This window comes from Brevibacillus ruminantium (assembly GCF_023746555.1).
In the GTDB taxonomy this organism is placed as follows: Bacteria; Bacillota; Bacilli; order Brevibacillales; family Brevibacillaceae; genus Brevibacillus; species Brevibacillus ruminantium.
The window spans coordinates 2,249,445-2,273,772 of record NZ_CP098755.1; the positions used below are offsets into that span (position 1 = coordinate 2,249,445).

31 protein-coding genes and 4 pseudogenes are annotated in these 24,328 nt (G+C 44.1%); 17 read left to right on the top strand and 18 right to left on the bottom strand.

The window, feature by feature from the left end; translation table 11 throughout:
- Positions 1-169: 169 nt before the first annotated feature.
- Positions 170-409 carry a hypothetical protein gene (locus NDK47_RS11040; RefSeq protein ID WP_251874865.1) on the bottom strand — a complete coding sequence of 80 codons (240 nt, stop codon included), beginning with the start codon at positions 407-409 and terminating at the stop codon, positions 170-172.
- Between the two features lie 116 nt (positions 410-525).
- Here NDK47_RS11040 and NDK47_RS11045 point away from each other — a divergent pair.
- Positions 526-603: pseudogene (locus NDK47_RS11045) on the top strand (phage tail protein); the annotation flags it as partial.
- Between the two features lie 39 nt (positions 604-642).
- Here NDK47_RS11045 and NDK47_RS11050 read toward each other — a convergent pair.
- Positions 643-1,212 carry a DUF4062 domain-containing protein gene (locus NDK47_RS11050; RefSeq protein ID WP_251874866.1) on the bottom strand — a complete coding sequence of 190 codons (570 nt, stop codon included), beginning with the start codon at positions 1,210-1,212 and terminating at the stop codon, positions 643-645.
- Between the two features lie 164 nt (positions 1,213-1,376).
- On the bottom strand, positions 1,377-1,661 hold the full coding sequence (locus NDK47_RS11055; RefSeq protein WP_251874867.1) for a helix-turn-helix domain-containing protein: 285 nt from the start codon (positions 1,659-1,661) through the stop codon (positions 1,377-1,379).
- Between the two features lie 140 nt (positions 1,662-1,801).
- Between NDK47_RS11055 and NDK47_RS11060 the strand changes: the two genes are divergently transcribed.
- From NDK47_RS11060 to NDK47_RS11075, 4 genes and pseudogenes are all read left to right on the top strand, one after another.
- On the top strand, positions 1,802-2,110 hold the full coding sequence (locus NDK47_RS11060; RefSeq protein WP_251874868.1) for a helix-turn-helix transcriptional regulator: 309 nt from the start codon (positions 1,802-1,804) through the stop codon (positions 2,108-2,110).
- A 248-nt stretch (positions 2,111-2,358) separates the two neighbouring features.
- Positions 2,359-3,069: pseudogene (locus NDK47_RS11065) on the top strand (transposase); the annotation flags it as partial.
- A 332-nt stretch (positions 3,070-3,401) separates the two neighbouring features.
- Entirely contained in the window at positions 3,402-3,614 is a 213-nt protein-coding gene (locus NDK47_RS11070) for a hypothetical protein (RefSeq protein ID WP_251874869.1), read from the top strand.
- Between the two features lie 100 nt (positions 3,615-3,714).
- Positions 3,715-4,089 carry a hypothetical protein gene (locus NDK47_RS11075; RefSeq protein WP_251874870.1) on the top strand — a complete coding sequence of 125 codons (375 nt, stop codon included), beginning with the start codon at positions 3,715-3,717 and terminating at the stop codon, positions 4,087-4,089.
- 727 nt (positions 4,090-4,816) lie between these two features.
- Here the strand turns inward: NDK47_RS11075 and NDK47_RS11080 are convergent.
- Positions 4,817-5,044 (bottom strand): YvrJ family protein, encoded by a 228-nt coding sequence (locus tag NDK47_RS11080; RefSeq protein ID WP_251874871.1) that lies wholly within the window; start codon positions 5,042-5,044, stop codon positions 4,817-4,819.
- Between the two features lie 119 nt (positions 5,045-5,163).
- Positions 5,164-5,400 carry a hypothetical protein gene (locus NDK47_RS11085; protein ID WP_251874872.1) on the bottom strand — a complete coding sequence of 79 codons (237 nt, stop codon included), beginning with the start codon at positions 5,398-5,400 and terminating at the stop codon, positions 5,164-5,166.
- A gap of 647 nt (positions 5,401-6,047) precedes the next feature.
- Here NDK47_RS11085 and NDK47_RS11090 point away from each other — a divergent pair.
- Genes NDK47_RS11090 through NDK47_RS27815 form a run of 3 tightly spaced genes read left to right on the top strand, consistent with a single transcriptional unit; the run spans position 6,048 to position 7,139 of the window.
- The gene (locus NDK47_RS11090; protein ID WP_251874873.1) at positions 6,048-6,251 is read left to right on the top strand and encodes a hypothetical protein; all 204 of its coding nucleotides are present in this window, start codon (positions 6,048-6,050) and stop codon (positions 6,249-6,251) included.
- Between the two features lie 24 nt (positions 6,252-6,275).
- Positions 6,276-6,608 carry a hypothetical protein gene (locus tag NDK47_RS11095; RefSeq protein ID WP_251874874.1) on the top strand — a complete coding sequence of 111 codons (333 nt, stop codon included), beginning with the start codon at positions 6,276-6,278 and terminating at the stop codon, positions 6,606-6,608.
- A 27-nt stretch (positions 6,609-6,635) separates the two neighbouring features.
- Positions 6,636-7,139 (top strand): transposase, encoded by a 504-nt coding sequence (locus tag NDK47_RS27815; RefSeq protein ID WP_407653404.1) that lies wholly within the window; start codon positions 6,636-6,638, stop codon positions 7,137-7,139.
- Here the strand turns inward: NDK47_RS27815 and NDK47_RS11100 are convergent.
- Entirely contained in the window at positions 7,062-7,697 is a 636-nt protein-coding gene (locus tag NDK47_RS11100; protein ID WP_251874875.1) for a lysozyme family protein, read from the bottom strand. The two genes, NDK47_RS27815 and NDK47_RS11100, sit on opposite strands and share 78 nt — an antisense overlap.
- Positions 7,698-8,515: 818 nt before the next feature.
- On the opposite strand from NDK47_RS11100, the gene NDK47_RS11105 reads away from it, so the two are divergent.
- From NDK47_RS11105 to NDK47_RS11115, 3 genes are all read left to right on the top strand, one after another.
- A complete protein-coding gene (locus NDK47_RS11105) occupies positions 8,516-9,259 on the top strand; it encodes a hypothetical protein (RefSeq protein ID WP_251874876.1) in 744 nt (247 codons plus the stop codon).
- Positions 9,260-9,583: 324 nt separating this feature from the next.
- Positions 9,584-9,886, top strand: a complete 303-nt coding sequence (locus NDK47_RS11110) for a hypothetical protein (RefSeq protein ID WP_251874877.1) — start codon at positions 9,584-9,586, stop codon at positions 9,884-9,886.
- A gap of 86 nt (positions 9,887-9,972) precedes the next feature.
- The gene (locus NDK47_RS11115; protein WP_251874878.1) at positions 9,973-10,644 is read left to right on the top strand and encodes a YajG family lipoprotein; all 672 of its coding nucleotides are present in this window, start codon (positions 9,973-9,975) and stop codon (positions 10,642-10,644) included.
- Between the two features lie 63 nt (positions 10,645-10,707).
- Here NDK47_RS11115 and NDK47_RS11120 read toward each other — a convergent pair whose 3' ends face one another.
- Positions 10,708-11,418, bottom strand: a complete 711-nt coding sequence (locus tag NDK47_RS11120; protein ID WP_251874879.1) for a hypothetical protein — start codon at positions 11,416-11,418, stop codon at positions 10,708-10,710.
- Between the two features lie 85 nt (positions 11,419-11,503).
- Complete coding sequence (locus NDK47_RS11125) at positions 11,504-11,752, bottom strand: hypothetical protein (protein WP_251874880.1); 249 nt, start codon at positions 11,750-11,752, stop codon at positions 11,504-11,506.
- A gap of 561 nt (positions 11,753-12,313) precedes the next feature.
- Here NDK47_RS11125 and NDK47_RS11130 point away from each other — a divergent pair.
- Positions 12,314-12,946: a glycoside hydrolase domain-containing protein gene (locus NDK47_RS11130; RefSeq protein WP_251874881.1), complete on the top strand. Its 633-nt coding sequence runs from the start codon at positions 12,314-12,316 to the stop codon at positions 12,944-12,946.
- A 56-nt stretch (positions 12,947-13,002) separates the two neighbouring features.
- On the opposite strand, the gene NDK47_RS11135 is transcribed toward NDK47_RS11130, so the two are convergent.
- Both NDK47_RS11135 and NDK47_RS11140 read right to left on the bottom strand, forming a co-directional pair.
- Complete coding sequence (locus tag NDK47_RS11135; RefSeq protein WP_251874882.1) at positions 13,003-14,826, bottom strand: M56 family metallopeptidase; 1,824 nt, start codon at positions 14,824-14,826, stop codon at positions 13,003-13,005.
- Between the two features lie 2 nt (positions 14,827-14,828).
- Complete coding sequence (locus tag NDK47_RS11140; protein WP_251874883.1) at positions 14,829-15,215, bottom strand: BlaI/MecI/CopY family transcriptional regulator; 387 nt, start codon at positions 15,213-15,215, stop codon at positions 14,829-14,831.
- Between the two features lie 195 nt (positions 15,216-15,410).
- Between NDK47_RS11140 and NDK47_RS11145 the strand changes: the two genes are divergently transcribed.
- The 3 genes from NDK47_RS11145 (at position 15,411) to NDK47_RS11155 (ending at position 17,911) form a co-directional block, all read left to right on the top strand.
- Complete coding sequence (locus NDK47_RS11145) at positions 15,411-15,860, top strand: hypothetical protein (RefSeq protein ID WP_251874884.1); 450 nt, start codon at positions 15,411-15,413, stop codon at positions 15,858-15,860.
- A gap of 105 nt (positions 15,861-15,965) precedes the next feature.
- Positions 15,966-16,637 (top strand): hypothetical protein, encoded by a 672-nt coding sequence (locus NDK47_RS11150; protein ID WP_251874885.1) that lies wholly within the window; start codon positions 15,966-15,968, stop codon positions 16,635-16,637.
- A 1,052-nt stretch (positions 16,638-17,689) separates the two neighbouring features.
- On the top strand, positions 17,690-17,911 hold the full coding sequence (locus NDK47_RS11155; RefSeq protein WP_251874886.1) for a M23 family metallopeptidase: 222 nt from the start codon (positions 17,690-17,692) through the stop codon (positions 17,909-17,911).
- A gap of 6 nt (positions 17,912-17,917) precedes the next feature.
- Here the strand turns inward: NDK47_RS11155 and NDK47_RS11160 are convergent.
- The 5 genes and pseudogenes from NDK47_RS11160 to NDK47_RS11180 form a co-directional block, all read right to left on the bottom strand.
- Positions 17,918-18,205: pseudogene (locus NDK47_RS11160) on the bottom strand (transposase); the annotation flags it as partial.
- 94 nt (positions 18,206-18,299) lie between these two features.
- A complete protein-coding gene (locus tag NDK47_RS11165) occupies positions 18,300-19,190 on the bottom strand; it encodes a class I SAM-dependent methyltransferase (protein WP_251874887.1) in 891 nt (296 codons plus the stop codon).
- A 56-nt stretch (positions 19,191-19,246) separates the two neighbouring features.
- Positions 19,247-20,680, bottom strand: a complete 1,434-nt coding sequence (locus NDK47_RS11170; protein WP_251874888.1) for an MDR family MFS transporter — start codon at positions 20,678-20,680, stop codon at positions 19,247-19,249.
- A 119-nt stretch (positions 20,681-20,799) separates the two neighbouring features.
- Positions 20,800-21,173, bottom strand: a pseudogene (locus NDK47_RS11175) (FAD-dependent oxidoreductase); the annotation flags it as partial.
- A 121-nt stretch (positions 21,174-21,294) separates the two neighbouring features.
- Positions 21,295-21,780, bottom strand: coding sequence for an RrF2 family transcriptional regulator (locus tag NDK47_RS11180; RefSeq protein WP_251874889.1), 486 nt, complete (start codon positions 21,778-21,780; stop codon positions 21,295-21,297).
- A gap of 377 nt (positions 21,781-22,157) precedes the next feature.
- Here NDK47_RS11180 and NDK47_RS11185 point away from each other — a divergent pair, with 377 nt between their 5' ends.
- A complete protein-coding gene (locus tag NDK47_RS11185) occupies positions 22,158-22,316 on the top strand; it encodes a hypothetical protein (protein WP_251874890.1) in 159 nt (52 codons plus the stop codon).
- Positions 22,317-22,362: 46 nt separating this feature from the next.
- On the opposite strand, the gene NDK47_RS11190 is transcribed toward NDK47_RS11185, so the two are convergent.
- Entirely contained in the window at positions 22,363-22,545 is a 183-nt protein-coding gene (locus tag NDK47_RS11190) for a hypothetical protein (RefSeq protein ID WP_251874891.1), read from the bottom strand.
- Positions 22,546-22,697: 152 nt separating this feature from the next.
- On the opposite strand from NDK47_RS11190, the gene NDK47_RS11195 reads away from it, so the two are divergent.
- Positions 22,698-22,988, top strand: coding sequence for a hypothetical protein (locus NDK47_RS11195; protein ID WP_251874892.1), 291 nt, complete (start codon positions 22,698-22,700; stop codon positions 22,986-22,988).
- Between the two features lie 5 nt (positions 22,989-22,993).
- Here the strand turns inward: NDK47_RS11195 and NDK47_RS11200 are convergent, their stop codons facing one another.
- A complete protein-coding gene (locus NDK47_RS11200; RefSeq protein ID WP_251874893.1) occupies positions 22,994-23,218 on the bottom strand; it encodes a hypothetical protein in 225 nt (74 codons plus the stop codon).
- 4 nt (positions 23,219-23,222) lie between these two features.
- Entirely contained in the window at positions 23,223-24,260 is a 1,038-nt protein-coding gene (locus NDK47_RS11205; RefSeq protein WP_251874894.1) for a LacI family DNA-binding transcriptional regulator, read from the bottom strand.
- Positions 24,261-24,328 lie beyond the last annotated feature (68 nt).

Consider the following 24,328-nt stretch of genomic DNA (forward strand, 5'->3'; position numbering starts at 1 on the left):
ATTACTACCGCTTGTGACAGTAAAAAAATGATGAGGGAGAGCAAAAAACATGTTACGCTCCAATAACTCCCCATGGATCGTATATGAACGTATCATCGATCGGAGTGAATCGAATGCCCTGAAGATTCCTGCGCAGCGCCACGTCACGGAAACGTTGACTTGCGACGAACTATCCTAGTTCTAAGCACCTGAACAGATGGGCCTCTGCTGGAACAACTGAGAATCGTTTGATCCAGGCATATAAGAGAGTCGCAGGGAAATAACGATGCATCATCGTTTCGCCGGTTTCAATAGTGGTTTCCTCGCAAAACTCAGATTGTTCTCTGATCGTTAATCTCCCACTCAAGAAATAAGGGCATCCTTTGGCGGCAGGCCCATATTCAACCAAATAAAATTGATTGTTATTCATGCTTCCTCCTCATTCTTCAAAATGAACTTTCACAGAATGTGCTCAGAAGTCTTCGCATTTCATCCGACATATCCTTCCTTATCGGTTCAATACCCTATTTTAGCATTATCCTTAATCTCTTCTATGAGGTCGGACTTGGGATTAATGTCATGTATACGGTTGATGACGCGAAGAAGCGTGCCGTTGGGTTTAAGGGAAATCGGAAGAAAGGGGCTGTTGCACCAGCCCCTCTTTCATTTCTTTATATCCAGCTCCGCCTTTAATCTTGCATTCTCTTCCATTAGCTTTTGAACGTTCGGGACATCCTTGCCGGAAACCCAGCCATACAAATCGTCCCTTGCTGCATACACCGGCAATTGATCACGAAGAACCATTTTAATGTGCCGTAAATCTTCAACATAATAGGTAGGGACTTGTTCCATGACCGATTGCTTAAACTCTTGAAACTCCTGATAGTGTTCAATTGCTGGGAAATCGTATGGCAGTTGTCTTAATCTTTTATCTGTGAGTACAAAAGCAAATCTAGGTTTGCCCGCTTCTCCGGCATACTCATATTCCCATTGTATATAGCTCTTGGATTCATCATCGGGAAGCGTTAAACCATAGAACCCTCCGAGAAACAGGATATATACATCGGACTCGTCGATCCATCTCTTCCTTATTTTCATTGGACTTTCAAAAAAATATTGCTCGACTCCAGCAGGGATATGACCAGCTTGAAGTATGGCTTCAACAGCGGTATGTCTTTCCTCAATAAGATCGTAGTAAGTAGACGATATATAAATTTGTAATTTTTTTCTCATAATCCACCTTTGTGAAATGAATTAGAAAAATCATACCGTAGGCTCATTTTATTTGTCAATATTCTCCTGAGTTACCCTTTCACGAACATATGTCCTTCCTGCCGTGAGGAAATTTCCATATGGCAGTCTTTACTCAGCACATTTACAATGTAAAATCCAATACACTACACGGAAATGCCAGTGTAAATGGTAACGAGTTGTATCGTGGTGCTATATGCTTTGATTTGTGATGGGGTGTGCACCCATAATTCGCCGGGTGTACATTCCAGAGCCGTACATAACGTGTCTAATGTGTCGGCTTTCATTTGTTTAGGTTGACCCCTGAGCAGCGCACTAATGGAGGGTGCGGATAACTCATATCCGGCCTTTTCTTTCAAAAGGCGTCCTAGAGCTGCCCCCGTCCATATACCTCTTTCGGCCATTACTTTTCTTAACATCCAAACTAACATAGTGATCTTCTATCTATGGTCAATGAATCTGCACAACAAGAGTGGCTGCATGCATACGCCTTGTTGGCCCTCCGGTTAAATCGGCTGGCAAGCGAGTCACCCGCAGGCACCATGAATTTTCCACGATCCGAACGCTTGGAGTGAGGCAGTGGCTTCTAAATTCTTTTCATTTTCAACGTACGTTTTTGATCCTGACGGATATAACGGTCGGTGATTATATTCGGCGTCGTCGGTTAACGCTAGCGGCAAAAGAGTTAATCAGCACGGATGGCAAAATTATCGACCTTGCCTACAAGTATGGCTATGAAACTCCCGAGGCTTTCGCAAAAGCTTTCCGTAAACCGCATGGTGTTACTCCGAGTGAAGCCCGAAAAGGGATCGGTAAGCTACAATCTTATAACCGCCTGACGATACAGGTGACTTTAAAAGGAGCAGAACCGATGAATTAACGTATAGTTGATAGGGAGGCTTTCCAGGTAGTAGGCTTAAAACGCGAATGTCCTTGCGGCGAGAAGGCGGAAGGACAGGGTATTCCGGAATTTTGGGGTGAGGTGAATACAAACGGAACGGTCGACAATTTGATTCAACTGCTTAATGGCGAGATAAAAGGTTTGATAGGAATGAACGACAATTATAACGCTGAGAAAAACACGATTGATCACTGGATTGCTGCAGAACACGCCGGGGACGTGCCGGCCACTGGGGCGCGAAGTTCGATTCTTTTGGCAACAAGGTCAAGTGGTTCGGCTACAAGCTTCATCTTGCCGTAGACACGGCAAGCGAGCTGCCGCTGGCGCTCTCCGTTACACCGGCTCATGTCAACGACGGCGATATGGCTCCTTCTCTTATGGAGCAAGTGGCTACCGCGGCAGAAGTGAAGTTCTTTATGCTGGATGCCGGATATGACCAACTTAAAAACTACGAAGCAGCGCGGAACGTAAAGGCACAAGCGATTATTCCGATGAACCTTCGCAATGAGAAGGAACCACCTGCGGGCATGACTTCCAGCGGTACGCCCTGCTGCTCGATGGGGTTCGCCATGACCTATTGGGGCGCCGATGGCGATCACCTGAAATTCCGCTGTCCTCATGCCACAGGAAGGGACGATTGTCCGCTCGGTATGGCTGCATGCTCATCTTCCAACTATGGAATGGTCGTCAAAGTCGATACCAAAAGCGATTTGCGGCGCTACTAGAGTCCACCTCGGGGAACGAAACGCTGGAAGGAACTTTACAACGAACGAACAAGAGTAGAACGTTGTAACTCCAGGATGAAAACCCATTTGACCGCAGACGCCATGCATGTCTGGGGCATTCAGAAGGTAACCACTCACCAATACCTTAACGCCATTGTATTGCTGGCTTCGGAATTAGCGATGGCCCGTCAGTCCAAGAAAGCCGTCGCTTAAATTTTTGAATCAGCAGAAATTCTGCAGGTCTGCCCATTTTAGCAATTCAAGTAGGTTAAACTAAAAATGCCGTTCTATTTGGTCATGGATTCTACCACTAATTTTCAAAAACGGAATTATGCAAAATGCTCACTTCTATAAGTTCACCTGGAAAGTCAATCGCCAAGGCTATTATCGAACAGACGAATTATCTGACTATACAGATATAGGCAACTTCCATCATTCGTGACAACTCGTCTTCGCTCGACAAAAAAATTGTCCCTTTAGTCAAGTATATGCTTTTATAACACAGAAAATATGTTATAATGATAGTAATAGTAAGGAGGATTTTGATGTCGTCAGAAGATAAAACGCCTAGACTTACCGTTTATTTTCCGGAGTCGGTAAAATGTCAATTGCAGCAAATGGCTAAAGAAACCGGATTTTCACAAACTCAACTTGTCGTTTTGGCAACTCACGCACTTTTAGCAAATTACCGAAACAATGGGAATGCCATTTTTGCTGAACTGCTTAATGTAAAATCAAATTCAAGGAGCGAATCATAAACAACGCTAAAAAAATCCCAGTATGCTCATCATAAACGATGCAAAAGTATATTGTGTAATGGTACGAAACACTATATAATACAAAATTGGAGGTGCAGACGTGAAATATTCAATTAATTTATTCGGTTATCACACAGAATGCCAATTATCGGTAGAACATGGAAAACTCATAGTGGACATCAGCGGGGAGGAACAAAAAGCGCTAGAAGCTTATCTTACACGGGTTCTACCAAGGTATGGAAAAGACCCAACGGGTTCAACACTGTCTGAAATGATTAATCAAGCGATTGAGGCAGAAAAGCAGGTAAGTGGCCACATGAGCGAGCCAAAGATTAAACTGCCTTACGAATTTATGCCAGAAATCAAAGAAAAGTTGATTGAGGCAGCCAATTTGCAAGATATGTCGGCCACGCAACTGCTTATTAAATTAATTGAGAAGAAATATCAAAGTGTAGTAATAGACCAGGAAGGGTGATTATTGATGGCATACGGAAACAAAGTGAAGTTCCATTATGATATACCAGTCTATATAAAGCAACAACTTGTAGAAACCGCGAAGAAGTTGAATATGACGGCAACGGAATTACTGTCGAGGACTATCGAAGAGGAATACATCCGAGTTACCAAGGATAAGAAAAATAAATAATCTTAGCAGGTTAAGCCTTTTTTCGCAGAAAATTGCGAAAGTAAATGAACCGTTTTCAACGATATGCTTTCGTAGCGGTACTGATCTACAGTCCGATCAACAGGATCGGTAAAAAAGCAATGGCATACGGTATATTCATCGGCTACATTCTGCTCAAGCAACAATAAAATTCTCCATCGTTTTCAATAATTCTGTAATGGAACTTGGTGTGGACATCATCTACCTGGAGGATCTCCGATATGGCCTTTCGGAGATTAGCTCCCAATTTGTCTAAAAATGGTTTCATGTTTGGTTCAATGCATTGAAATGTTCCCATAGTCGAATCCCCCTCTCTCCTAATTAGAAAAATCTAGCACCTACATTATACCGAACAAACGTTTGTGTGCTAAGAGAAAAAATCTAACCTCTACATGTAATTACGCAAGTAACTGGAAAATGTTTCAAATAAAATGTGACAATACTCAACAGTTTTTCAAAGAGTCATACCTTTTGTGTTACATAACAATACGAGACGTTACGCTATACCGTGTAGAAAATCTTGGCGGAAAGCGCTAAATCATGACGTATTCTTTTTACCTTGGGATTTGCCCCCGGCGTCTCTCTCTTTTGTGGCCAGTTGATGGATTGCTGCGATTAACTCCTCCATCTTCTGGGCTAGCGTATCTAAACGCTTGTTGAATCCGTTTAACAGGCGATTAAGGAGGATTGCCGCGACGACAATTGGAAATCCAACATTTGCAATGAGTTGGGCGTACAAAGCCAACTCGGAGTCTCCGTTTATCATACAATTTATTCCCCTTTCATGAACTTGACTTAATATTTGCGATGCGTAAAACAAACGACATAATTTTGCGACGGCAGATTACGCAAATATTATGTCGTTCAAATTTGTCGTATTAGGGCTTAATGATCGCTGCAACGTGTTATGGAAATTGGGTTGTGGCCACTTAGCGGATTGACATCATATAAACGAACATACAGCTTTCGCAATTCCATTAGTTGATGAGATAATTCTAATCCAAATTGATAAAAGACCTCTTGGTCCTTGGCCGGAGCATCTTCACATAAGCAATTAGCATAGGAAACAACGGCGGCACGGACACTTTGGATATTTTTTAATAACTTTTCACGACAAACCATTACCAACCCTCCTTTCGTAGATAAACCATCCATATCCATTTTTTTGAAGCTTAATTTAAAACTATAATAACATGTTTCGTTACGTAACGCAATATAATTTTTGAACAGTAATTGAAGGGGGAAATTTCTTGATTTTTGATCCCTTACGATTATTTGCAAGATAAGGCCATCGATGAACAGTTGAGTAAAGGTACTTACAAAGTAGGGGAAGAACGCAAAATAACGACCTCGAATGGCATCGTTTTTATACAGAAACAAAGAGACCCCGGGAAGGCAAAAACGTCTGTTGTCGAAGCTAAATCCCCAGTGGGGAACTTATCTGGTAACCTTGATGAACGGCCAGGATTCGGATATTCGGATCATTCAAAAGATCGTTTTTACCAAGTCGGAAGGTTGATAAGAAGGAACCTTAAAAGCACAAAAATGTCAAGAAAGTCTCTGCAATTATGTTCTGATCATAAAAATTAAAATTGGAGTGCAAAGTGTAATGAAAATACGAACGATATTAACAGGGATCGCACAGTACATTTCAATTTCACGACCGGCTTCGCGCACCATTAGCCACACAAACGGATTAAACCAATGGATCGCCTAAACGTCAGAGTAGCAGCTTATACCCGATATCAAATCGCTAATAATGAACCAGTATGGGGATTTCCAACCTCATTCCGAATGAATACCTGCCTGACTCAAGTATCGATCAACAGCTTACCAAGGAGCAAGGGGGCACCCATCTGGATAAAATCGTTAAGATCATGACAGCAAGCGGTGGCTTGCAATGGCGACCGCAACAGCTATTCAAAACCAACCCGGACGCCACGTTTATGCGCATGAAGGAAGATCACATGTAAAATGGGCAATAGAAGCATTACAATGTGCAAATGGCGACAGAAAACCAGTTCGTTTTATTTTACAGCATTCGCCAGTGTCCCACCGATACGGGTTGCTTCATCCCGCATATGGAGCGATTGGTCGCGTCTTCGTTACCGATGCCCAAAACGGTGATTGCGGATGCGGGCTATGATAGCGAAGAGAACTATTTGTATGCCATGGGCGAAGAAAAAGAGCTCTCTTTTAATTCTCTCATTCCTTATGAAAGAGAAAACACGTCGTACAAGAAGGACATCCGACATGCCTCAAACTGGACGTATGAAGAGCAAGATGACCGGTTTATTTGCCCGAAGGGCCAATACGCTCGCTTTAAGTAATACCAAACGAAGAAAAACGCATCGGGTTTGGAGCAAAGCTTCAAAATTTATGAGTATGAAGATTGCAGGGATTATCCACTTAAGGCAAGCTACATCCAGGCCAAGGGGAACCGCCAGGTACATTGGAATAGAATCTGGGAAGAGTTAAAAGCTAAGGTCAAAAGAGCCCTTGAGGATAACGAGAAATCCGCGATCTATGCCCAGTGTAAAGTCAAGGTAGAAAGCGTGTTTGGTTACATCAAGGGCAGTCACTCGTTTCGTCGGTTCTCGTTGCGAGGGTTGGAGAAGGTTCACACCGAGTTTGGGATTGTGGCCATGGCCCATAATCTACTGAAAGTGGCGGGCACCCGCCTCGCTACTTTCTTGCACAAGCAGATACATAAAAAGTTGGACGGAAAGCGTTACGCTTCTCCGCCCAATTTTTTATTTTTGGGGACTTATTGGACAGCCCCCTTATTTTCCGAAACAAACCTTATTATAGGTAGGCAGTGTATTTGTGGGTACTTCTTCCAGTTCGCCTTTATAACGTGAGTCGTTTTGAAACCAATCGGAATAAGCAGAAGCCAGCTTATAGACTGCTTCACCATAGCAGCTAGGTTTGCTAGCGTAACTAAATCCCCCGCACTTGCTACCATAAGGGTTAATACCACCACCGCCACAGATTGCACCATTCCATGAGGTAGCAGCGGATTTCAAACTATCCGTTTTATCCAAGGCTGAACTCAGATGATAACCCAGGATGTCAAAGCTCAATCTAACGGCCCCAGAAGACGTAGTAATAAGTTTTCCTTCGCCAATAAGGTCGTCCATGGTATACTTGGTACCTTTAAGGCAGTTATAGGCATTCAAATGAGCCTTATCGATTTGAACAATACCATAAGTTGTTCCGCTTGGATCGATCGCGGAGTAGTCTCCATTTGTTTCGATAGAAGCAATAGCTAAAAAATCAACCGGGTTTAGTCCATGATTTTTTCCTGCCGTATTAGCTTGAGATAACCATTTTTGAATAGGCTTAGCAGTAACATTGTAAACATCCCGAGAGCCATATGAACAATCACAAGGGGGGCATTTCTGAAGAGATGCTGCCATAATTGATTCACTCCTCTTTATTACGTTACGTACCGTAACGCGTTATATTGTGTCAAAAAAAGAACGGGATTCAGATTGATGAGGTATCCCGACCCCCTTGTTTCAATCTGATTCTTTTTTGATCTACGCCAATTATAACATGTAACGTATCGTCACGCAATATATATTTGTTTTTATAATTTCTGTGTTTACCTTCCACCATATTCCCGTCAAACCGCCGCCAACCGAAAACATTATTCCTTCAGCATGATCACAGGTTAGCCATCTACCCTGTACTGTTCCCCAATATCTGCAGAATCGTAACCCATACAACCAGAGCTTGTGGTGATCCCCTCCGATTAACGTCTTTATGCGAATTTTTTAGCCGACAGAGTAGTTAAGATCGTTCGGTTTTCTAGCAAGATCCTTGCGCCTCGAATCGGCTGTAGGAGATCCTTTCGTTTTTTAATTCCGAACATTACAGGCCAATAAAAAGTGCCGGATCGACGCGCCGCCCATTTACGAGTGTATTTCTAAGTGCAAATGTAACCCAGTGCTATTACCTGTAGAGCTGCCCCCTATTCTCACGTGTCAATTTGATGATGATAATAATCAGGAGTAACTCCAACTACAATTTTCGATTTGCTTGTCATTACTGCTTATAAAAGGTATTGTTTTAACGGATGGAGGGCAAGCTGATCAAAGGTTGGATGCTACTTTGCAGGTGTTATTTATGCTAGTTCAGTTCTCTAAACACTTTATAAACTCTTACGTTTAAGTATTGATTGCCTAATGAATTTATTATACACTTGTATAATATAAATTAGGAGGCTGGAAAAATGAATAGAACGATAACCCTAATGTCCGCTGTAATTGTTCTAGCCAGCGGATTAACTGCTTGTTCAAATGAAACTACCCAAAAACCAACTCAACAAAATCAATCTTTTGCAGGGGATGATTCTTCTCATAATTCAGCAACGGATACATCCTTATTTTCTTATTCAAATGTAATAGATGACATAAAGCAAAAAACCAAAGTTCCAGTCATCGCACCCGACTTATCAGAACCATTAGAGAATTTATATTATGGGATACAGTACAAAGCATCCGAGGATGAATATGCCCTTAAAGTATATGCAACAGAAAAAAAGCTGGAAGTAAATAGCCCCGAGTTAAACAAACCGGGAAGTAGGGAAATGGGAGGAATAAGTGGGTCAAAAACTAACCGATCTCTGAATTCCTTTCAGGAGATGGAAATACCTAAAAACCCCAAATCAATTACAATTGATTCAAATGTCTCTGCTTGGGTAGACTCTGATTATGATATTTTCGGATATATGGAATTTAACAATTGGAAAGTCAAAGTCACCCTAAATGGTGAATCAGCAACTAAGAAATTAACAGAAGTATACAATGTGTTGAAAAATAGTCCGTTAAAGGATTTTTCAAGTGGTCAAATTTTGTTATCAAGTAGAGATACATTTATGAGATGGCAAAGCGAAGATAAAAAGTATGAATATGATTTTGAGTGGAGAAGCAATTCGTTTTCTCATGCTTTTGAAATCATACAACCTGAAAAGTAAAAGGGGCTGTCCAGTCGTTCAGCCCCTTTCCTTTTACGTAAACCGCCAAACACCATTTGTCAGTGTTCCGCTTGCACCGACTGCATTTAACACAGAAGGAGCGACATCTAGGATTGCGCCGTTGACGGTGTAATCCGGAGCACCCGCGTCACCGCACAAAGGGCATCGTTTTTCTCCTTCATGTTGTTGTGCATGAAGAATAAAATTTCTCGATTTTAAATTATACAAATGTATAATTAAATTCAATAGGAACATTGCTGTACTTAGATTTGTCTAATTATGGTAATAATCAATAAAAGGGGAGGGGGAGGCTTTCCCTGAATCGTGCAAGGGCAATTGTTGTTTGCAGGATTCATTATAGACTTACAGGAGTGTACCATAAATGAATCGAAGATGTTATTGGGTATGTTGCTTGTTTTTACTCTTACAGTGGCCGCTGCATGCTCTGCGGCTAAGACTTCTGACGAAGGCCGAAAACAGTCTGTTCCAACCTCTGATCAAGCTAAACAGGAGGATAATTCCAATGAAGCCCAGTGGGGAACTTATCTGGTAACCCTGTTGAACGACCAGGATTCGGATATTCAGATCATTCAAAAGAGCTTTTTACCAAGTCGGAAGGTTGATTAGAAGGAACCTTAAAAGCACGAAAATGTCAAGAAAGTCTCTGCAATTATGTTCTGATCATAAAAATTAAAATTGGAGTGCATAGAGTAATGAAAATACGAACGATATTAACAGGGATTGCAATGGCTGTAGCATTAACCGGTTGTTCGACGCAAGCGGCCACTTTAGATTCCGGGATGCCGAACCAATCTCCTGCAAATCAAAGCACAAACGTGAACAATTCGATCAACTCGGATACGGTTCAAATCTCAAGTGAGCAGAACAGGGGAACGGATTCATCGGCACAGCTCAAAAAGGAAGAAAAGAAGGTGCTTATGGAACCGATAACGCTGTATGAAGTGGATTCCAGGGAGTTTGCCAAGAAAACAAGCGAAATACCAAGCTATCACAAAGGAAAGATAGAATATTGGACAGAAGACGTCGTTCAAAGTTTTAACGAAGGCCATAGTGTGACGTGGGGCGATCCGCTTGTTAGCACCTACCTGCGAATTTCTAATCTCATTCCGTATGAGTATTTTTCTGACAGATCGATTGATGATCAACTGAGTAACTTAAACAGGACGATCTATAAAACCGTTACTATAACGACTGCAAATGGCATTTCCTTTACGAAGAACCCTACTGACCCTAAAACCGGAACAACCATAGTTCAAGTGGATGTTCCCAAATGGGGAACGTATGTTGTCACCTGGAATCATGGTCAAGATTCGGACCTGCAAATCATTCAAAAGATTACCTTTCAACGAGAAACCAAACAATAGCCACAAATACGCCGGAGTAAGGGGGGTGCTGCACCGTTCAAGGTGCAGCATTCTATCTTTTCATTACGTAAAACGCCAAGCCGCTGTAACTTCAGTAGAGCCGCCCAAAGAACTCATCATTTGAGGGCTTAGATCAATAATCGCTCTCGAAATTTTACGTTTATCTCCGGTTGTGTTGCACGGAACACCGCAAGCTTCGCAACGTTGTTTACCATCGTATTGTTCAGCAAGAGGTACAGTGCCAGTGTTCCAATACTCGTCTTTTTTGCAGTAATTCGCATCAAAATATGGGCCAACATCATTGACTGGAGCAGTAATGATGTTTCCGTTGGCTGTATTGACGACGGCTACATTTTTACCGCAAAGACTGTAAGAAGGCAAAGCAACATAATTCGTTGTAAGAGGTGTGCAACCCTTGTCAACGTAATAAGAACTACTGTTTCCTTGAAATACAGTGGCTCTACCCTTGAACCAGACGCCAACCGTAATCGAAGCTGAATTATTCGACGAATCCACAACTGTAATTTTACGGTTGGAACCGTTATTGAAAACCTGCGAAATGGTAACTGATCTGCTTCCTGAACCTATAGCATTTGTGGTAATCGTACCAAGGTTAAATCCTTTATCGACGGAAGTGGAGTTTGCATAAATCGTTACACTACTATAGGCGGCAGCTCCAGAAACACTTACGGTAAAAGCTTGACGGGCAATAATACTTCCAGCAAAATAGGATTCCTGTGGAACAGCTTTACCAACGGACACAGCTAATGCCATTGCTATTTCCCCCCCAAAAGCTATTTTTTTGTAGGGGTTATGATGATATAGCGGCAGAACCCCACTACCGCTATATCATCTACACTCACACGATAACATGTAACGTAATTGCAAGGAACGTTGCAGCTTCACAGCGCGGTTTATTCAGATAACCAGTTTGTTCAGCCCGAGGCACCGTACCGTTTTTCCAATATTCATCTGAACCGCAGTAATAGGCGTCAAAATATGGCCCCACATCATTTACAGGCGCACTAACCGTTCTGTTGTTAGCCGTATTTGCTACGGCCACATTTTTACCGCGATTATAGGAAGGCAAGGCAACTGGCACTAGCATAGGTAAAACCGGTGTCTCCTGCACATCTGTATACGCCGCCGAGTAGGAAAGCCGTGTCGCTTGAAGGGGAGTTGGCGTATATTCTCTGCGGGCACTGCTTTGCTGATGGCCATCCACAAATAAGTTGAGGGGTTGTTGATTGGCATAGTAATCACCCCTTAAAACATTATGTTACGTGACGTAACAAGATATTAATTGTCATACTTTATTTAGGGATTTCAACGAACAAAGTGTTCCCTTCACCACGTTCGTCTACCTTTTATAAAGTAATGACACTTACTTAACGACATGTTACGTAATGTCACGAAATATATCTTGCAAAATCCACTATGTTATATTGCGTAACGTAACGCTATAAAATATAATGATAATAGAGCAGCTTAGAAGAACATTGGTGCAGGAGGGGTACCATCCCATGTTTCTTCTCTATCCCAAGCTACGCTCTCAGATCCATTTGTACAATTCGGTATTGGAAGGAACCGGACAACCTTACTGATATCGTTATGTCCAGGCAATTGTGCATGGATTACAAATAACGAAATAGGAAGGAAGGTTACTTTTATGGCACTTGGTTGTGATACCACAACAAAAGTTACTGCGGCAAGATTAAAGTCGATTAAAGAGAAGAAGTTCACGTTTATTGGTCGATACTTGAATCGCTTAGAGAGAATGCATGACGAGCTTACAGATGCCGAAGTAAAACGTATCTCCGACGAGGGATTGTACATTGTATCCCTTTATGAAAACGAGGGTGGTACAGATCCGGATTACTTTACTAAGGCCCAGGGTGATAGCGATGCGGAGGATGCAGTGGAACTGGCAAGTGACTTGGGACAACCAAGGAGCACACCCATTTACTTCGCAGTTGACACCGACATGACCACGAAGCAGATTAAAGATAAAGTTGTACCTTATTTCCAAGGGGTTAAGTCTGTTTTGGAAAACAGCAGAAAAAATCCCAATGGATATAAGATGGGGATATATGGATCAAGAGCAGTCTGCTCCTATATCCGCGGCACTTCTCCGGCTACGGAACGGTACACCTTTATAGTAGATAACAAGTGGCAAGGGACTTTCGATGATTGGAACCTTCGTCAATATAACTTTAATACCACGATTGGATCTGGTAGCGGCAAAATTACCGTTGACTATGTTGAATCGTCTTCCCATGGGGGCGGGGGTTGGAAGAAATAATTCGCCCTCTGAATAGGCAGAAAAAGCGGCCATTCACGAAATGGCCGCCTCTTTCTTTATTTGTGGCTTTTCAACTTATCATAAGATTCATCGTATACCCATGTTAAACCACCGTCTTTGCTGGTTAGATAAATAGTTCCTATGTCTTCAAGTTCTTGATCTTTTACGGCAATGGGGAACAGTCCTTCTTTTCCGTTGAATATTGGTGAGAGAGGGTTCTTCCTGTATTCGTCAAACTTCTCCGGAAGCGATACAGGGAGCCTTGCCCATGACTGTCCCCGATCTTTGGTCCAATAAATGACTGGCCCGTAGTCGGAATAATATCGGAAGCCTAAAAAGCCTATATCTTTGTTAGCAAAACCCGCAGCCGTCAAATGCTCCGAATAAACATCATTCGGGTCGCCTACCTCTTCCCATGTCTTCCCGCCATCCGAGGTCTGGAACACATTATTCAATGCGCTTCCTACGCCGCGGGAGTGGCCGCTGACCATCCAACCATCGTTTTTCGAAGTAAAACCGATGAATAACTCATTTCCCCTTGCGCCTTGAACTGTCGTATCGTTCCACGTTTTTCCCATGTCATCACTAATCAGAACATGGAGGGGCGATAATTTGTCGGGTTGAGGATTATACACAATGGCCGTTTTATCCTCGGAGATAAAAAAGCCGCTTTCGCTTATTCCTCTGTTCCACGATTCCCTCGTCATATCTACTTTTAATGGTGTTTGCGCGGTAACTTCTCCATTCCGGTACGAGATGGAAACATTGCCCTCCGCATGGATCGAATACGAATTGCCTGCGTCATACGAGACAACTTGCTTCCCATCGAGGCTGGAATAAATCGTACCGGGTTTAAAGGATGCGCTGCTGCCATTCGTAACATTGGTAAAGGCGGCCAACATGCTAAGCGTGAGGATAACGGTACAGAAAAGCGTAAGGCCGCTTCGTTTCTTCTTCATACTAAGGATGGACTTGAACCTTTGTTTCATTGTATGTTTCCCTCCCGCAAAGTTCGTGGATAACGCGGAAGGGCGTATGGGCTTATCTTGCATCGCCGATAAAATGGCTTCGCAGTACCTTTTACGATAGGTTAGGCTTTGCCCCCGGACCACTGTTTCATCACAGTACATTTCAATTTCTCGACCGGCTTCGCGCACCATTAGCCACACAAACGGATTAAACCAATGGATCGCCTGAACGATCAGAAGCAGCAGCTTATACCCGATATCAAATCGCTTGAAATGAACCAGCTCATGCTTGACAATGAATTCGAGTTCTTCATCCGTATAGTTTTCATGCGGCAAAAATAGAACAGGCTTGAGAAAGCCTACCAGCATCGGATTGGGAACCTTTTCGCTTGTCAGCACGGTGACGGATGACGTTACATTCATTTCCTTGAAGGCTTGCTCGATCGTGGCCGTCACGCTTTGGTCTAGGATGGGGCTGCTCCATCGCAGCGCTTGCTTTCTGAAAAGGAAGTAACCGATGAAGTGATACAGCAGAAAAAGCACGAGTCCGGAAGTCCAGATGAAAGAGAGAATGTCGAGAACAGATAGCATATGGCTTAAAGGCTCGACAGCATGACCTGGTAATTCGTTCTGCGTTGCTACAGGGGAGTTTTCTTGAGCATTTGAAGACGCCCCCCCTTGGAAGACCGTTCCAATCATTGTATATTCAGGAACGTTAATTTGTACAAGACTAGTGGCAAACGAAAAGTGAAAGGGGAACAGCAAGCGTATAGCTACAATCATCCACACCCAGTATTTCCATCTGGCCGTATAGCTTTTGTGCAGCAGTGGAGACGCCAACTTTAAACCTAGTATAACAAGGCTCGTTGTTACAGAAATGATCAGAAAATCTGTAAACAGGCGTGTAAGCATTGCTATTCCTCCTTGGCCATTTGGTCGAGGAAATCGCGAAGTTCTGCCAGATCGCCTTTGTCGATGGCCTTCCCGTTGTACAGCGACATGACCATGTCTTGAATGGAGTTGCCATACAATTTTTCCAGTGTAGATTTTCCTTCACTTTCCTTGTATTCCGTCTCCGAGATGACGGCCAGGTAACTATTGCTACGCCCGATTTTTTCGCAACGAAGAAATCCTTTGTCGACCAGCCGCGCCAGTACGGTCATTAAAGTGGCTAACGCCCACTTTCTTTTATCCCGCAGTTGATCCAGGATATAGGAAGAACTCACCTGTTTTCCGGCTCTCCAAATCACGAGCATGATCTCCAATTCTGCATCCGGCAATCGTTTGATTTTCCTGTCCATGGATCTTGACCTCTTTCCTATATGATTGTTGTAATGAGTTTAATTATACATTTGTATAATTAAAAAGCAAGTGCTTTTTATCCTTCGGTTATTAAAGACTCTGCAGGGGATTAGTGCAGCGGGGTTTGAATTGGTCTGATCTGAAACCAATAGTATTTCGGAACATATGGTTTATATCAGATCGGGAGCGGAATGTTGGATACGTATAATAAAGCAAAGAAAACGAACTATACGCTCTCTGATTTTAGAGGGAAAGGAAATATTGTTAAGACAGAAGATGAAGCCGGTAGCTTGGCCATCAAGGTTTTTGCAGAATTTATATCACAGTTGCTTTTTACGTTGGATGGAACATCGGATTTATACGAAAACGAACGCTTAATAAAGGATGCTGCGACGAACTGGAATGGAAGCTTAGATTGTGGAGGAAGCGTATTGTATTTTATTCCGTTTACTGCTGAAAATGGTGGTACCACCACGAAACGAGCAACTCGAACGTCGTTCACTTGCTATGGCCAGAATGCTTATAATCTGATGAACTATGCCAGCTCTTGGTGCGGAACTTCACCTTGGTATAGTAAGGATTTAGCGGCGGTAAACTTTAGTACAACGTATCGCAAGTTAGTAGGGAGAGACGTTAAAAAATAATCATAAATAAGCACAGAGGGTTCCAACTCTGTGCTTATTTATGTTGAATATATCTAATATACAATTGTATAATGGGTATTATTATCCTAGATGAAGGTGATTGAAATGCAACGCCTATGGAGATTGTTAATCGGAGGTCTATTTATTGTTATACTTACGGCATGCGGTTCAAAAGAGGCCGTAATCAATGAGCAACCTTCAAAGGAATATCTGGAATGGAAGCAACAGGTTGAATCGTTATTGAAAGATAAACCATATATCCTTCCAGCATATGATCCTAAAATTGGGCCGATTGAAATGGTGTACAATGAACTAACACCCACAGCAGTATCCTTTGATTTATATCACTCGGATACCTATAAAGTCTCCAACGAGCTTATCGGGGTTCGTGCCCTTCATGATTTGTTTTATTCTTTTTCCTGGGATAAAAAGGGGAAAGAGTTGAACGATTCCGGCGTCCTATACCGAATAAGGGAACAGGATGTTTTCAACGACAAGACTACGGAATATCGTAAAGAGGATTTGAATTCACTTAAAGCTCCGGAACAAAGTAAGGACTTACAAGAAGTCATTGTTGCTTTTTTGAGTAAAAAGGGAGTTAGCTCTGCCCAAGTCGAAATCGTTCATTTAGAACGGGAAACGAAACTAGATTTTCAGTTTATGATTAATAATCAAAATTTAAAAAGTTATTTTTCAATTGATAAACAATTCTCAGACCGTACAGTTCGTGAATTAGAACATTATTTGGGCGATCTAAGTAAACTGATCGGCAAGTAAGGGTTTCAGATGGACAGCAAACAGCCGCACCTAGATGGGCGTGACTGTAGATTATCAGTATCCGTCGGACAGCACTGATGGTTTGCACAAGATCGATATTTACCAAGGTATGGCTCCGATAATTGGGAATTGGATCGGAACCCGGTCATTGAAGGAAATTGCATTAAACCCTTTTTTATCATTCCTACTGAAATAAAAGTGAATGGCGAATTCAGTGACCGTGTATTTAATGTCCGTATTGAAAATCATATGAGCGATGACGTCATAGTTAAGCCTATTGAACTTAAATTTGAAGTCCAAAAAGTCGATGGTGACGTTGTATACAGACGCCCATTACATTCCTTTTCGGGAGTGATCCCCGGGGGATTCGGATATAAAGCGACCATTTCGTGGGATCACACTGGGATGGATGGAAAAGAAGTAACACCCGGAGACTATTTCATTCGAGTGATTCGTCCAGATAAAGTTTACTAAAAAGAACTTGATAGCGATGTGGAAAAGCAGGCGGATATTGACAGAGAAATGGGGTGTAACTTAGCGCATTTCGTGACAGAAATCCAGTAAATATGGGCCGACAGTCTAAAGTGACTGTCGGCTGTAGTAGCTAATAATTTTGACCAAATATTAAAGACCAGAAACAAAGGTCATAAAAATATTTAGGAATTAAAAGAAGGAGAAGATGCCCCTCCATTATTGGTTAAAGATCGTTTTCAGAATTCCTTTGAGCTTATAAGTAGGATACAACCAACAATCTTGGTTTTTGTAAATAGTCATTGTTCAAGTTGTAAGGCAGTAATAGAATCCGCAGAGTATAATAAGGGTTATATGTCAAATGTAAATATTGCATTTATAAGTAACGATAAATTAGACGATGCATATATGGCTATTTTAAACAAGTTAAAGATTCCTTTTATTTAATGTCCATGTACGGAAATTTTTCTCGAAGTTTTGCTGTCATGTTCCGCTAAGATGTGGATCATTTGTAGATGCAATGTCCACTGGAACGTGTGATTTTTGCATACAATCATGATCAAAATTATGTTGCATAAGCAATGATGTATGCGAGGCTCTATGTCACGGGAGGGTTTATTCCGATTGAAGTCATTGAACCTTCTGAAAGCGGCTTTGCACGTCCCGTTTCCGGAGAGGTTACATCCCCTTTCTGTATCCGGATCGATCTGGTGACCGGCAAGCCGGGTGCATCTCATGAGGGCATCGATTTCGCTTGCGAGGCCGGGCAGCGCGTCGATCCGGCTCTATATATCGGCTTGTAATCAAACGTGGTAATTAAGGTATGCCTTTTGTGTGCTGTCGCTATCCCACAACGCAAAGAACGATTCTTTCAATTCGTAAGCAATACCAAGATAGGGGTGATTCTTCGTCCATAGGTCTAGTGTTATCTTGTCCATTTCTGTAAGCTCTTTGTGGCGTTTCAGGAGGTGCATAAATCCTCGCCGTTCCTTCGGTGATAAGCCATCTCTAAGCTGTTTGCAGATGGTGTCTAACGCCTGGTTCGCCATACGAACAACATGAACCTTATCGACGACGATAGTTGCTTTGGAAAGTACAGTCATTTAGAAAATAGACAACCACTTTTCGGTACTCAACCGCCAGGTGATCTCTGGTTTTTCTGGAATGAATACGTAACCCGCCTTGTCAGACTCAAATCTCTCTCGTATACATGTTCTGATCCTGCAATCGAATCAGTACTTTGCCAAAACGTCCGCCTTCCTGGATGACTACTTTGCCGGACGGATATGCTTGCTCCAAATAGTTAGCAATTATTTTCCGATTCCGTTCATCATCAGGCAGACGGTGATGGCGAAGCCAAGTCAGTGCTTCCTGCAGCGCCGCTTCTCTGGAGACTTCCGTCGTTTTCATTTCCCGCGTAATTAGCGATTCGTATACATAACCTTTAAGATACAGCAGATGTAGCAAATATCCCATTTCCATATGTTTCGTATGGAAGAGCTGACCGGTGACGAGCGGCCAGATTTCATTCACTAGGCTGTGCTCTGAAGGACTTGCCGGCATACTGATATAACAGAACTTCCGTGCGCAATGGAGCACCTTCTCCACGCTCTCCCAATTGTGAATGACCGGGCTCATCGAGACAAAGACGAGATCGAAGGCTCGGTTCCAGCCCTTGGCCTGAACATCAATATCTTCAAACTTTTCGGGAACAATCTTCACCTGGTCTTCTGCGAAGTTCGAGAGGTTTTTTTCCAGCAATTCGATCAGCGGGGGAGAAGTCTCTACGGCGGTTACACGAGCCCCTCGCTCCGCAAACGGTACTGAGAACACGCCCGATGCGGCGCCAATATCCAAAATGGAGCTGTTTTCGAATTGAACTCCTTGTCCTTCCAACCAGTTCATGATCCGTTTGGTTCGTTTTCTTCCCTCTTCGTTAAATGATTGTTCGTTGAAAGTCTTCGCCTTATGGTCAAAAGATCTGGCAGGATCGATTCCATTCTTTTTCATTCTGTTGATTTTCAAATCGGACTCGTCTTTCCACGCTTTTTCCCATATAGCTGCATTAAAAAAATCGTTCATGTGTATTCCCCACGCTTTCCTGACGGTTTATGGATTCCCTAAACGAACGCCCTGTTTCATCCTGCCGCTTGTTCATGCTCCGGCGATTTCCCTTTACGGAGAAAGAGACCGAGTACGAGCGCAACGAGCGCGATGATGACGCCGAACCAGAACGCGTTGTTGATACCTGCTGCGAGTCCTTTGGCGATTTCCGCTGGAGCCTGCGGATCGTTCGCTCCGCTCAAGTACTGCTTCTGTCCGCCCGACATAATACCGATGTACAGAGCAGTACCGATTGCGCCGGACACCTGCTGCAGCGTATTCAGGATCGCTGTCCCGTGCGGGTGCAGATGGCGTGGCAGCTGGTTGAGCCCAGCTGTCTGTGCGGGCATCATGACTAGCGCGATGCCGATCATCAGCGCGATGTGAACGGCGACGAGGAAGCCGGTGCTCGTCGCCTCGTCGAATCGGGTGAATAGCCACAACGAGACGACGGCAACGGACAGTCCTGGGATGACCAGAACGCGAGGTCCGAACTTGTCGAACAGCTTGCCTGCGATTGGAGCCATGAGCCCGTTCACAATCCCCCCGGGAAGCAGGATCAAACCGGACTTGAATGCCGTCATCATCAGCACTCCCTGCATAAACATTGGAAGCATGATCGCGGACGAGAAGAACGTCATCAAAAGCACGAATAGCAGAACAGCGACAAGCGAGAATATGGGATAACGAAACGCCCGCAAATCCATGACGGGCTCCTTAAGCAGCAGTTGCCTCCAGACGAACAGCAACAAGGAAACACTGCCCGCGGCGATCGTCCAAATGACTTCCGCTTCTGACCAACCGTGTTCGCCGGCACTGCTGAACCCATAGACGATTCCGCCGAAGCCGATCGTCGACAACACGATGGATAAGAGGTCCACTCGCGGTTTGGTGACTTCCGACACATTCTTCAAGAAAACGGCTCCCATAATAATGGAGAGCAGCGCAAACGGTATTACTAGGTAAAACAGCCAGCGCCATGAAAGCCCGTCAACGATTAAACCCGATATAGTCGGGCCAATCGCCGGTGCGAACATGACGACGAGCCCTAACATCCCCATTGCGCCGCCCCGCTTTTCCGGCGGATAAATGGATATAATTACGTTCATTACTAGCGGCAGAAGCATGCCGGTTCCTATCGCTTGAATAATCCTCCCGATCAGCAGCACCCCGAAATCCGGCGACACCGCCGAGACGACGGTACCAACGAAGAACAGACCCATCGCCGACAGAAAAATCTGCCGGGTCGTGAACCATTGCTGCAGGATTGCCGTCACCGGAACAAGCACGCCAACGACAAGCATGTAGGCGGTGGAAAGCCACTGGACCGTTGCCGCAGACACGTCGAACGATTTCATCAAATCGGGAAGGGCATTGCCCATTAGCGTCTCGTTCAAAGCGGCGACGAACATGCCGATGATCAGGGCGAACATGATTGGACCGCGCTTCATATTGATTAAATTACTCATCTGTTTCTCCCCCAAATTTCAGTATTTAGCTCATTGTTAATGACCGCGGCGACAAATGCGCCCATCGAAGCCGAAGCTATGGCCTGGTGCATTCTCGTTGCTGCATCCCCAGCCCTATAGACGCCCGGAATGTTGAGCGACCGATCCTTCATGCCGACGGCAAACAATACTTTTTTGCTTGCAAAAGTTTGTCCTTGCTTAGTCTCAATCTGAAACCGGCCGTCGGTTCCCGCGATCGACACCGCCATATCCGCCACGAATGATACGGAGGCATAGGCATAGGCGCTGATCTCTTCCTTCGCAATTCGCCGAAATTCGCTCGGCCTGATCCCGTCGCGGGTAAGAAACCCGTGGACCTTGCGAGTCACAGCGTTGCGAAGAAGGCCTTCATCGATCACAGCCACCTTTTCCTTGCCCTCCCAAGCACCAGGGCGGCGTTCAACCCAGCCGGTCCGCCACCAATAATTGCCACATCGAAAAGTTGTTTTTCCATAATAAATTTTAACCTCCATAGATCGATAATATCCATAATTGAAAAACAAAAAGGACTTCACTTCTTGTTTGCGTATTCTCAATAGATCGATAATATCCATAATTAAAATATAAGAAGTGCATCACTTCTTATTTACCTCGTGGCTGCAACGCTTGAACGCCTCATCCAATACCGACTGAATGGTATGTTCCTGCAAGTATTGGTGCAGATGCTGTTCCGCGCCGTTCATAACATTTTCAACCAAACATTCGTTTTTTCCCAAACGATTCTGATCCTGCTGTGCAGCCCCCTGTTCCGCTAACAACTGATGCTGCTGCGAACTTGAATTTGAGCATTCGAATAGCTGCTGCCTTCCTTCAATCACTTGAATTACATGAAGGAACGTAATCTGATCCGCCGGCCGTGCAAGCTCGTAACCGCCGTTCACCCCTGGCACAGCACGTACGATTCCATCTTGTCTTAGCTTGGACATGATTTTGGATAAATAGCTTTCGGAAACACCAAGTGTTGAAGATAATTCCTTGATCCCGACGTTGTTGCAACGCTCCGAGTGTCCCAGATGAATTAAGGCGTGCAGGGCATAATCTGTGCTTTTGGAGAACTGCATGTTTCTCCTCCCTCCTTTTCAAGAGTATCTTCAATGTAGATCTATGGTATCCACAATAAATGATTTAACTCCACTTTGCAATGACTTTCTTGATATGAACTTCGCTTCTAGTGGCGTGAAAATCAGAAAATCACATCAGCGTTGGATGTCTCCCAATATGTCGAAGAAGGACTTACGCCCGCCAAAGAAATTTCAGTTCCCTACTCTACTTATTCTATAACCGGTTCTATAACTGGGGTTAGATTTCATTTCTCGCAGAATCATTTATACTCCATTAATATCAGACGCATTTCGGGAGAATGGATATTTTCAATGATGATGAACATTCGTAGTCGAAGTTTTGCTGCAAATCCGCCTATGTGCAATGGTGTGCTGATTTGATTCCGCTTACGTATTACCTGGATTTAATCAGAGGGGTCTATCTAAAGGGAGACAACCTCAACTTTGCCTGGCAGGGAACACTGAATCTGGTTCTCCTTTCCGTCGTTACCCTGGGCATCGCGGTCTACCGGTTTAAACAGGCGCAGCAAAAGTAAACGTGCAAAAAATGTAAGTTTGCTCCCCGCCTTTGTTAACGTTTTTTTAATCCGACACATTAACCGCAAGTCCGTTGGATCGAGCCAGGGGTCCAAACGCTTGATTTTTCAGGTGTTTACCCGCAATCGAGAGCAGCGTGGTTTGTCCCGGAAAGCTATCGGTGTGCTCTTCTCCGTTCAATACCCGGGACAAGCGGGGAAATGGTTCAACCGCGATGAGCCGCGACATAAATGGAAATTGTTCCAACTTATGCAGTTAGAGAAAACCTACATGGACCCCCCACAAGAAGTCCCCCCTTGGCTACCGGCATAACCACGTTGTCCAGAGAAAGTGAGGCCGCCTCGTAAATGATAGTTTTTTAGCCTTGCAGACCAGACAGATTGCTGCCAACAAGCGGCATTAAATGGGTTAGTTTTACTTTTTCTTTTTATCCTCAACTTGCTTGGGTTGAGGACGCTTCGAAAAACGCCGCATATGCCTGCACAAGCAGTATACCCGCAGGCGAGACTGTTTCGATATTCGCCGAAAGCGAGCGGATGGGGGAACAGGGTGAAACGATCACCGCTTCCGGCGGGACCATCAATCTAAAGCTTCTTTACAGAAGGGAACGAGCGGTACATTCCGACAAGCTGGGCATCGACGAATGGCGCTACGGGTTCGCTCTACAATAACGGCGCTAGCTCCACCGCGACGTATACGCCAACACCATGACGAAGCGATTCCGCAGTGGGCGAAAGGCGCGATCGATTCGATTCGTAATTTTGGCATTGTCAATTGCAGCGGCGAAACCGTTTTGTGCCGAACAAAACGGCCATTCGTACATGGAAGGGTGGGCATGATAGGCTCGTTTGCCATGCGATGCATGTTTCGCTGCTGCTACCGGATTTAGTCGAATCGTCATTCAGTCATTTGGTAATCAACTTGGAGTTGACTGAGTAAATTCCTTTTGTTGTTTTGCGTATGACCAACTCGGGACGTAGTTGGATTTTTTGTTTATTTCGTTGTATGCCTTTAATACCTTCCAATAACAAATTGATAGAGATACGGCCCATATCTTGAATGGATTGTGCCATGGTTGTCAATGGCGGGTTGGACATGGCGCTAAGAACGGTGTTGTCAAAGCCGATGACGGAAAGCCCATCCGGGATCGGTAGCCCCAGCTCCATTGCCGCGTGAATGACGCCAAGAGCCAGTATATCGTTTCCTGCGAAAATAGCAGTCGGACGATTGGGGGAGGAGAGGATCTCCAGCGAGATTTGTTTGCTCTCCTCAATCGTTGCATTGGGAGAGCAGAAAAAAATCAAGCTTTTCTCGTATTTGACCTCATATTGTTCCAGCGCGTGCTTGTACCCGCGCAGCCGTTCTTTTCCCAGCATCAGCTCCCCCAATTGAATGGTACCGATCCTACGGTGCCCCAGCTCAAGCAAATGCTTCGTTGCCTCGTACCCTCCGAAAAAATCGTCGACAGATACGCTGTCAATCGGCAGCGGCGTAGTCAGCTCCTTATTCACAATCACAGCAGGAATTTGTTTGTCGAGCAAATCCTTTATAAACGACTCATCCTGTGAGCCTGAAATGATGATGATTCCATCGACCTTTTTTTCTATCAAGAAAGAACTGTGCTTGAGTTCATTCGCTTTTTGGAAGTCCGTACTGCAAATCAGGATGCTGTAGCCTAATTCGCGGCCGCAGTCTTCTATGCTTCGGGCAAATTCAGCGAAGAACGGGTTCGCTAAGTCCGGAATCAACAAGCCGATCGAGTGGGAGAGCTTCCCGCGTGGCGCGGAAGCAACCGCCTTGGGTTGGTAGTTCAACTGCTCCATCACGCGCAGCACCTTTTCTTTGGTCTTGTCGCCAATTTTTCCGGTATTGTTGATGACTTTCGATACGGTAGCAGTCGATACTCCCGCTTCTTTTGCCACATCGTATATCGTCGGTTTCATGCATGTACCCCCAGTTTCTAAGCAAATAAACGGACAGATTATCCATCCCCAGCTAAACGCCGTGTTTT

What these genes read in the sequence shown, in the direction of transcription:
- NDK47_RS11040 (WP_251874865.1), bottom strand. Translation starts at nt 409, where the DNA reads ATGAATAACAATCAATTTTATTTGGTTGAATATGGGCCTGCCGCCAAA.
- NDK47_RS11050 (WP_251874866.1), bottom strand. Translation starts at nt 1,212, where the DNA reads ATGAGAAAAAAATTACAAATTTATATATCGTCTACTTACTACGATCTT.
- NDK47_RS11055 (WP_251874867.1), bottom strand. Translation starts at nt 1,661, where the DNA reads ATGTTAGTTTGGATGTTAAGAAAAGTAATGGCCGAAAGAGGTATATGG.
- NDK47_RS11070 (WP_251874869.1), top strand. Translation starts at nt 3,402, where the DNA reads ATGTCGTCAGAAGATAAAACGCCTAGACTTACCGTTTATTTTCCGGAG.
- NDK47_RS11080 (WP_251874871.1), bottom strand. Translation starts at nt 5,044, where the DNA reads ATGATAAACGGAGACTCCGAGTTGGCTTTGTACGCCCAACTCATTGCA.
- NDK47_RS11085 (WP_251874872.1), bottom strand. Translation starts at nt 5,400, where the DNA reads ATGGTTTGTCGTGAAAAGTTATTAAAAAATATCCAAAGTGTCCGTGCC.
- NDK47_RS11090 (WP_251874873.1), top strand. Translation starts at nt 6,048, where the DNA reads ATGGGGATTTCCAACCTCATTCCGAATGAATACCTGCCTGACTCAAGT.
- NDK47_RS11100 (WP_251874875.1), bottom strand. Translation starts at nt 7,697, where the DNA reads ATGGCAGCATCTCTTCAGAAATGCCCCCCTTGTGATTGTTCATATGGC.
- NDK47_RS11105 (WP_251874876.1), top strand. Translation starts at nt 8,516, where the DNA reads ATGAATAGAACGATAACCCTAATGTCCGCTGTAATTGTTCTAGCCAGC.
- NDK47_RS11115 (WP_251874878.1), top strand. Translation starts at nt 9,973, where the DNA reads ATGAAAATACGAACGATATTAACAGGGATTGCAATGGCTGTAGCATTA.
- NDK47_RS11120 (WP_251874879.1), bottom strand. Translation starts at nt 11,418, where the DNA reads ATGGCATTAGCTGTGTCCGTTGGTAAAGCTGTTCCACAGGAATCCTAT.
- NDK47_RS11125 (WP_251874880.1), bottom strand. Translation starts at nt 11,752, where the DNA reads ATGCTAGTGCCAGTTGCCTTGCCTTCCTATAATCGCGGTAAAAATGTG.
- NDK47_RS11130 (WP_251874881.1), top strand. Translation starts at nt 12,314, where the DNA reads ATGGCACTTGGTTGTGATACCACAACAAAAGTTACTGCGGCAAGATTA.
- NDK47_RS11135 (WP_251874882.1), bottom strand. Translation starts at nt 14,826, where the DNA reads ATGCTTACACGCCTGTTTACAGATTTTCTGATCATTTCTGTAACAACG.
- NDK47_RS11140 (WP_251874883.1), bottom strand. Translation starts at nt 15,215, where the DNA reads ATGGACAGGAAAATCAAACGATTGCCGGATGCAGAATTGGAGATCATG.
- NDK47_RS11150 (WP_251874885.1), top strand. Translation starts at nt 15,966, where the DNA reads ATGCAACGCCTATGGAGATTGTTAATCGGAGGTCTATTTATTGTTATA.
- NDK47_RS11155 (WP_251874886.1), top strand. Translation starts at nt 17,690, where the DNA reads ATGATGTATGCGAGGCTCTATGTCACGGGAGGGTTTATTCCGATTGAA.
- NDK47_RS11165 (WP_251874887.1), bottom strand. Translation starts at nt 19,190, where the DNA reads ATGAACGATTTTTTTAATGCAGCTATATGGGAAAAAGCGTGGAAAGAC.
- NDK47_RS11170 (WP_251874888.1), bottom strand. Translation starts at nt 20,680, where the DNA reads ATGAGTAATTTAATCAATATGAAGCGCGGTCCAATCATGTTCGCCCTG.
- NDK47_RS11180 (WP_251874889.1), bottom strand. Translation starts at nt 21,780, where the DNA reads ATGCAGTTCTCCAAAAGCACAGATTATGCCCTGCACGCCTTAATTCAT.
- NDK47_RS11190 (WP_251874891.1), bottom strand. Translation starts at nt 22,545, where the DNA reads ATGTCGCGGCTCATCGCGGTTGAACCATTTCCCCGCTTGTCCCGGGTA.
- NDK47_RS11200 (WP_251874893.1), bottom strand. Translation starts at nt 23,218, where the DNA reads ATGACGATTCGACTAAATCCGGTAGCAGCAGCGAAACATGCATCGCAT.
- NDK47_RS11205 (WP_251874894.1), bottom strand. Translation starts at nt 24,260, where the DNA reads ATGAAACCGACGATATACGATGTGGCAAAAGAAGCGGGAGTATCGACT.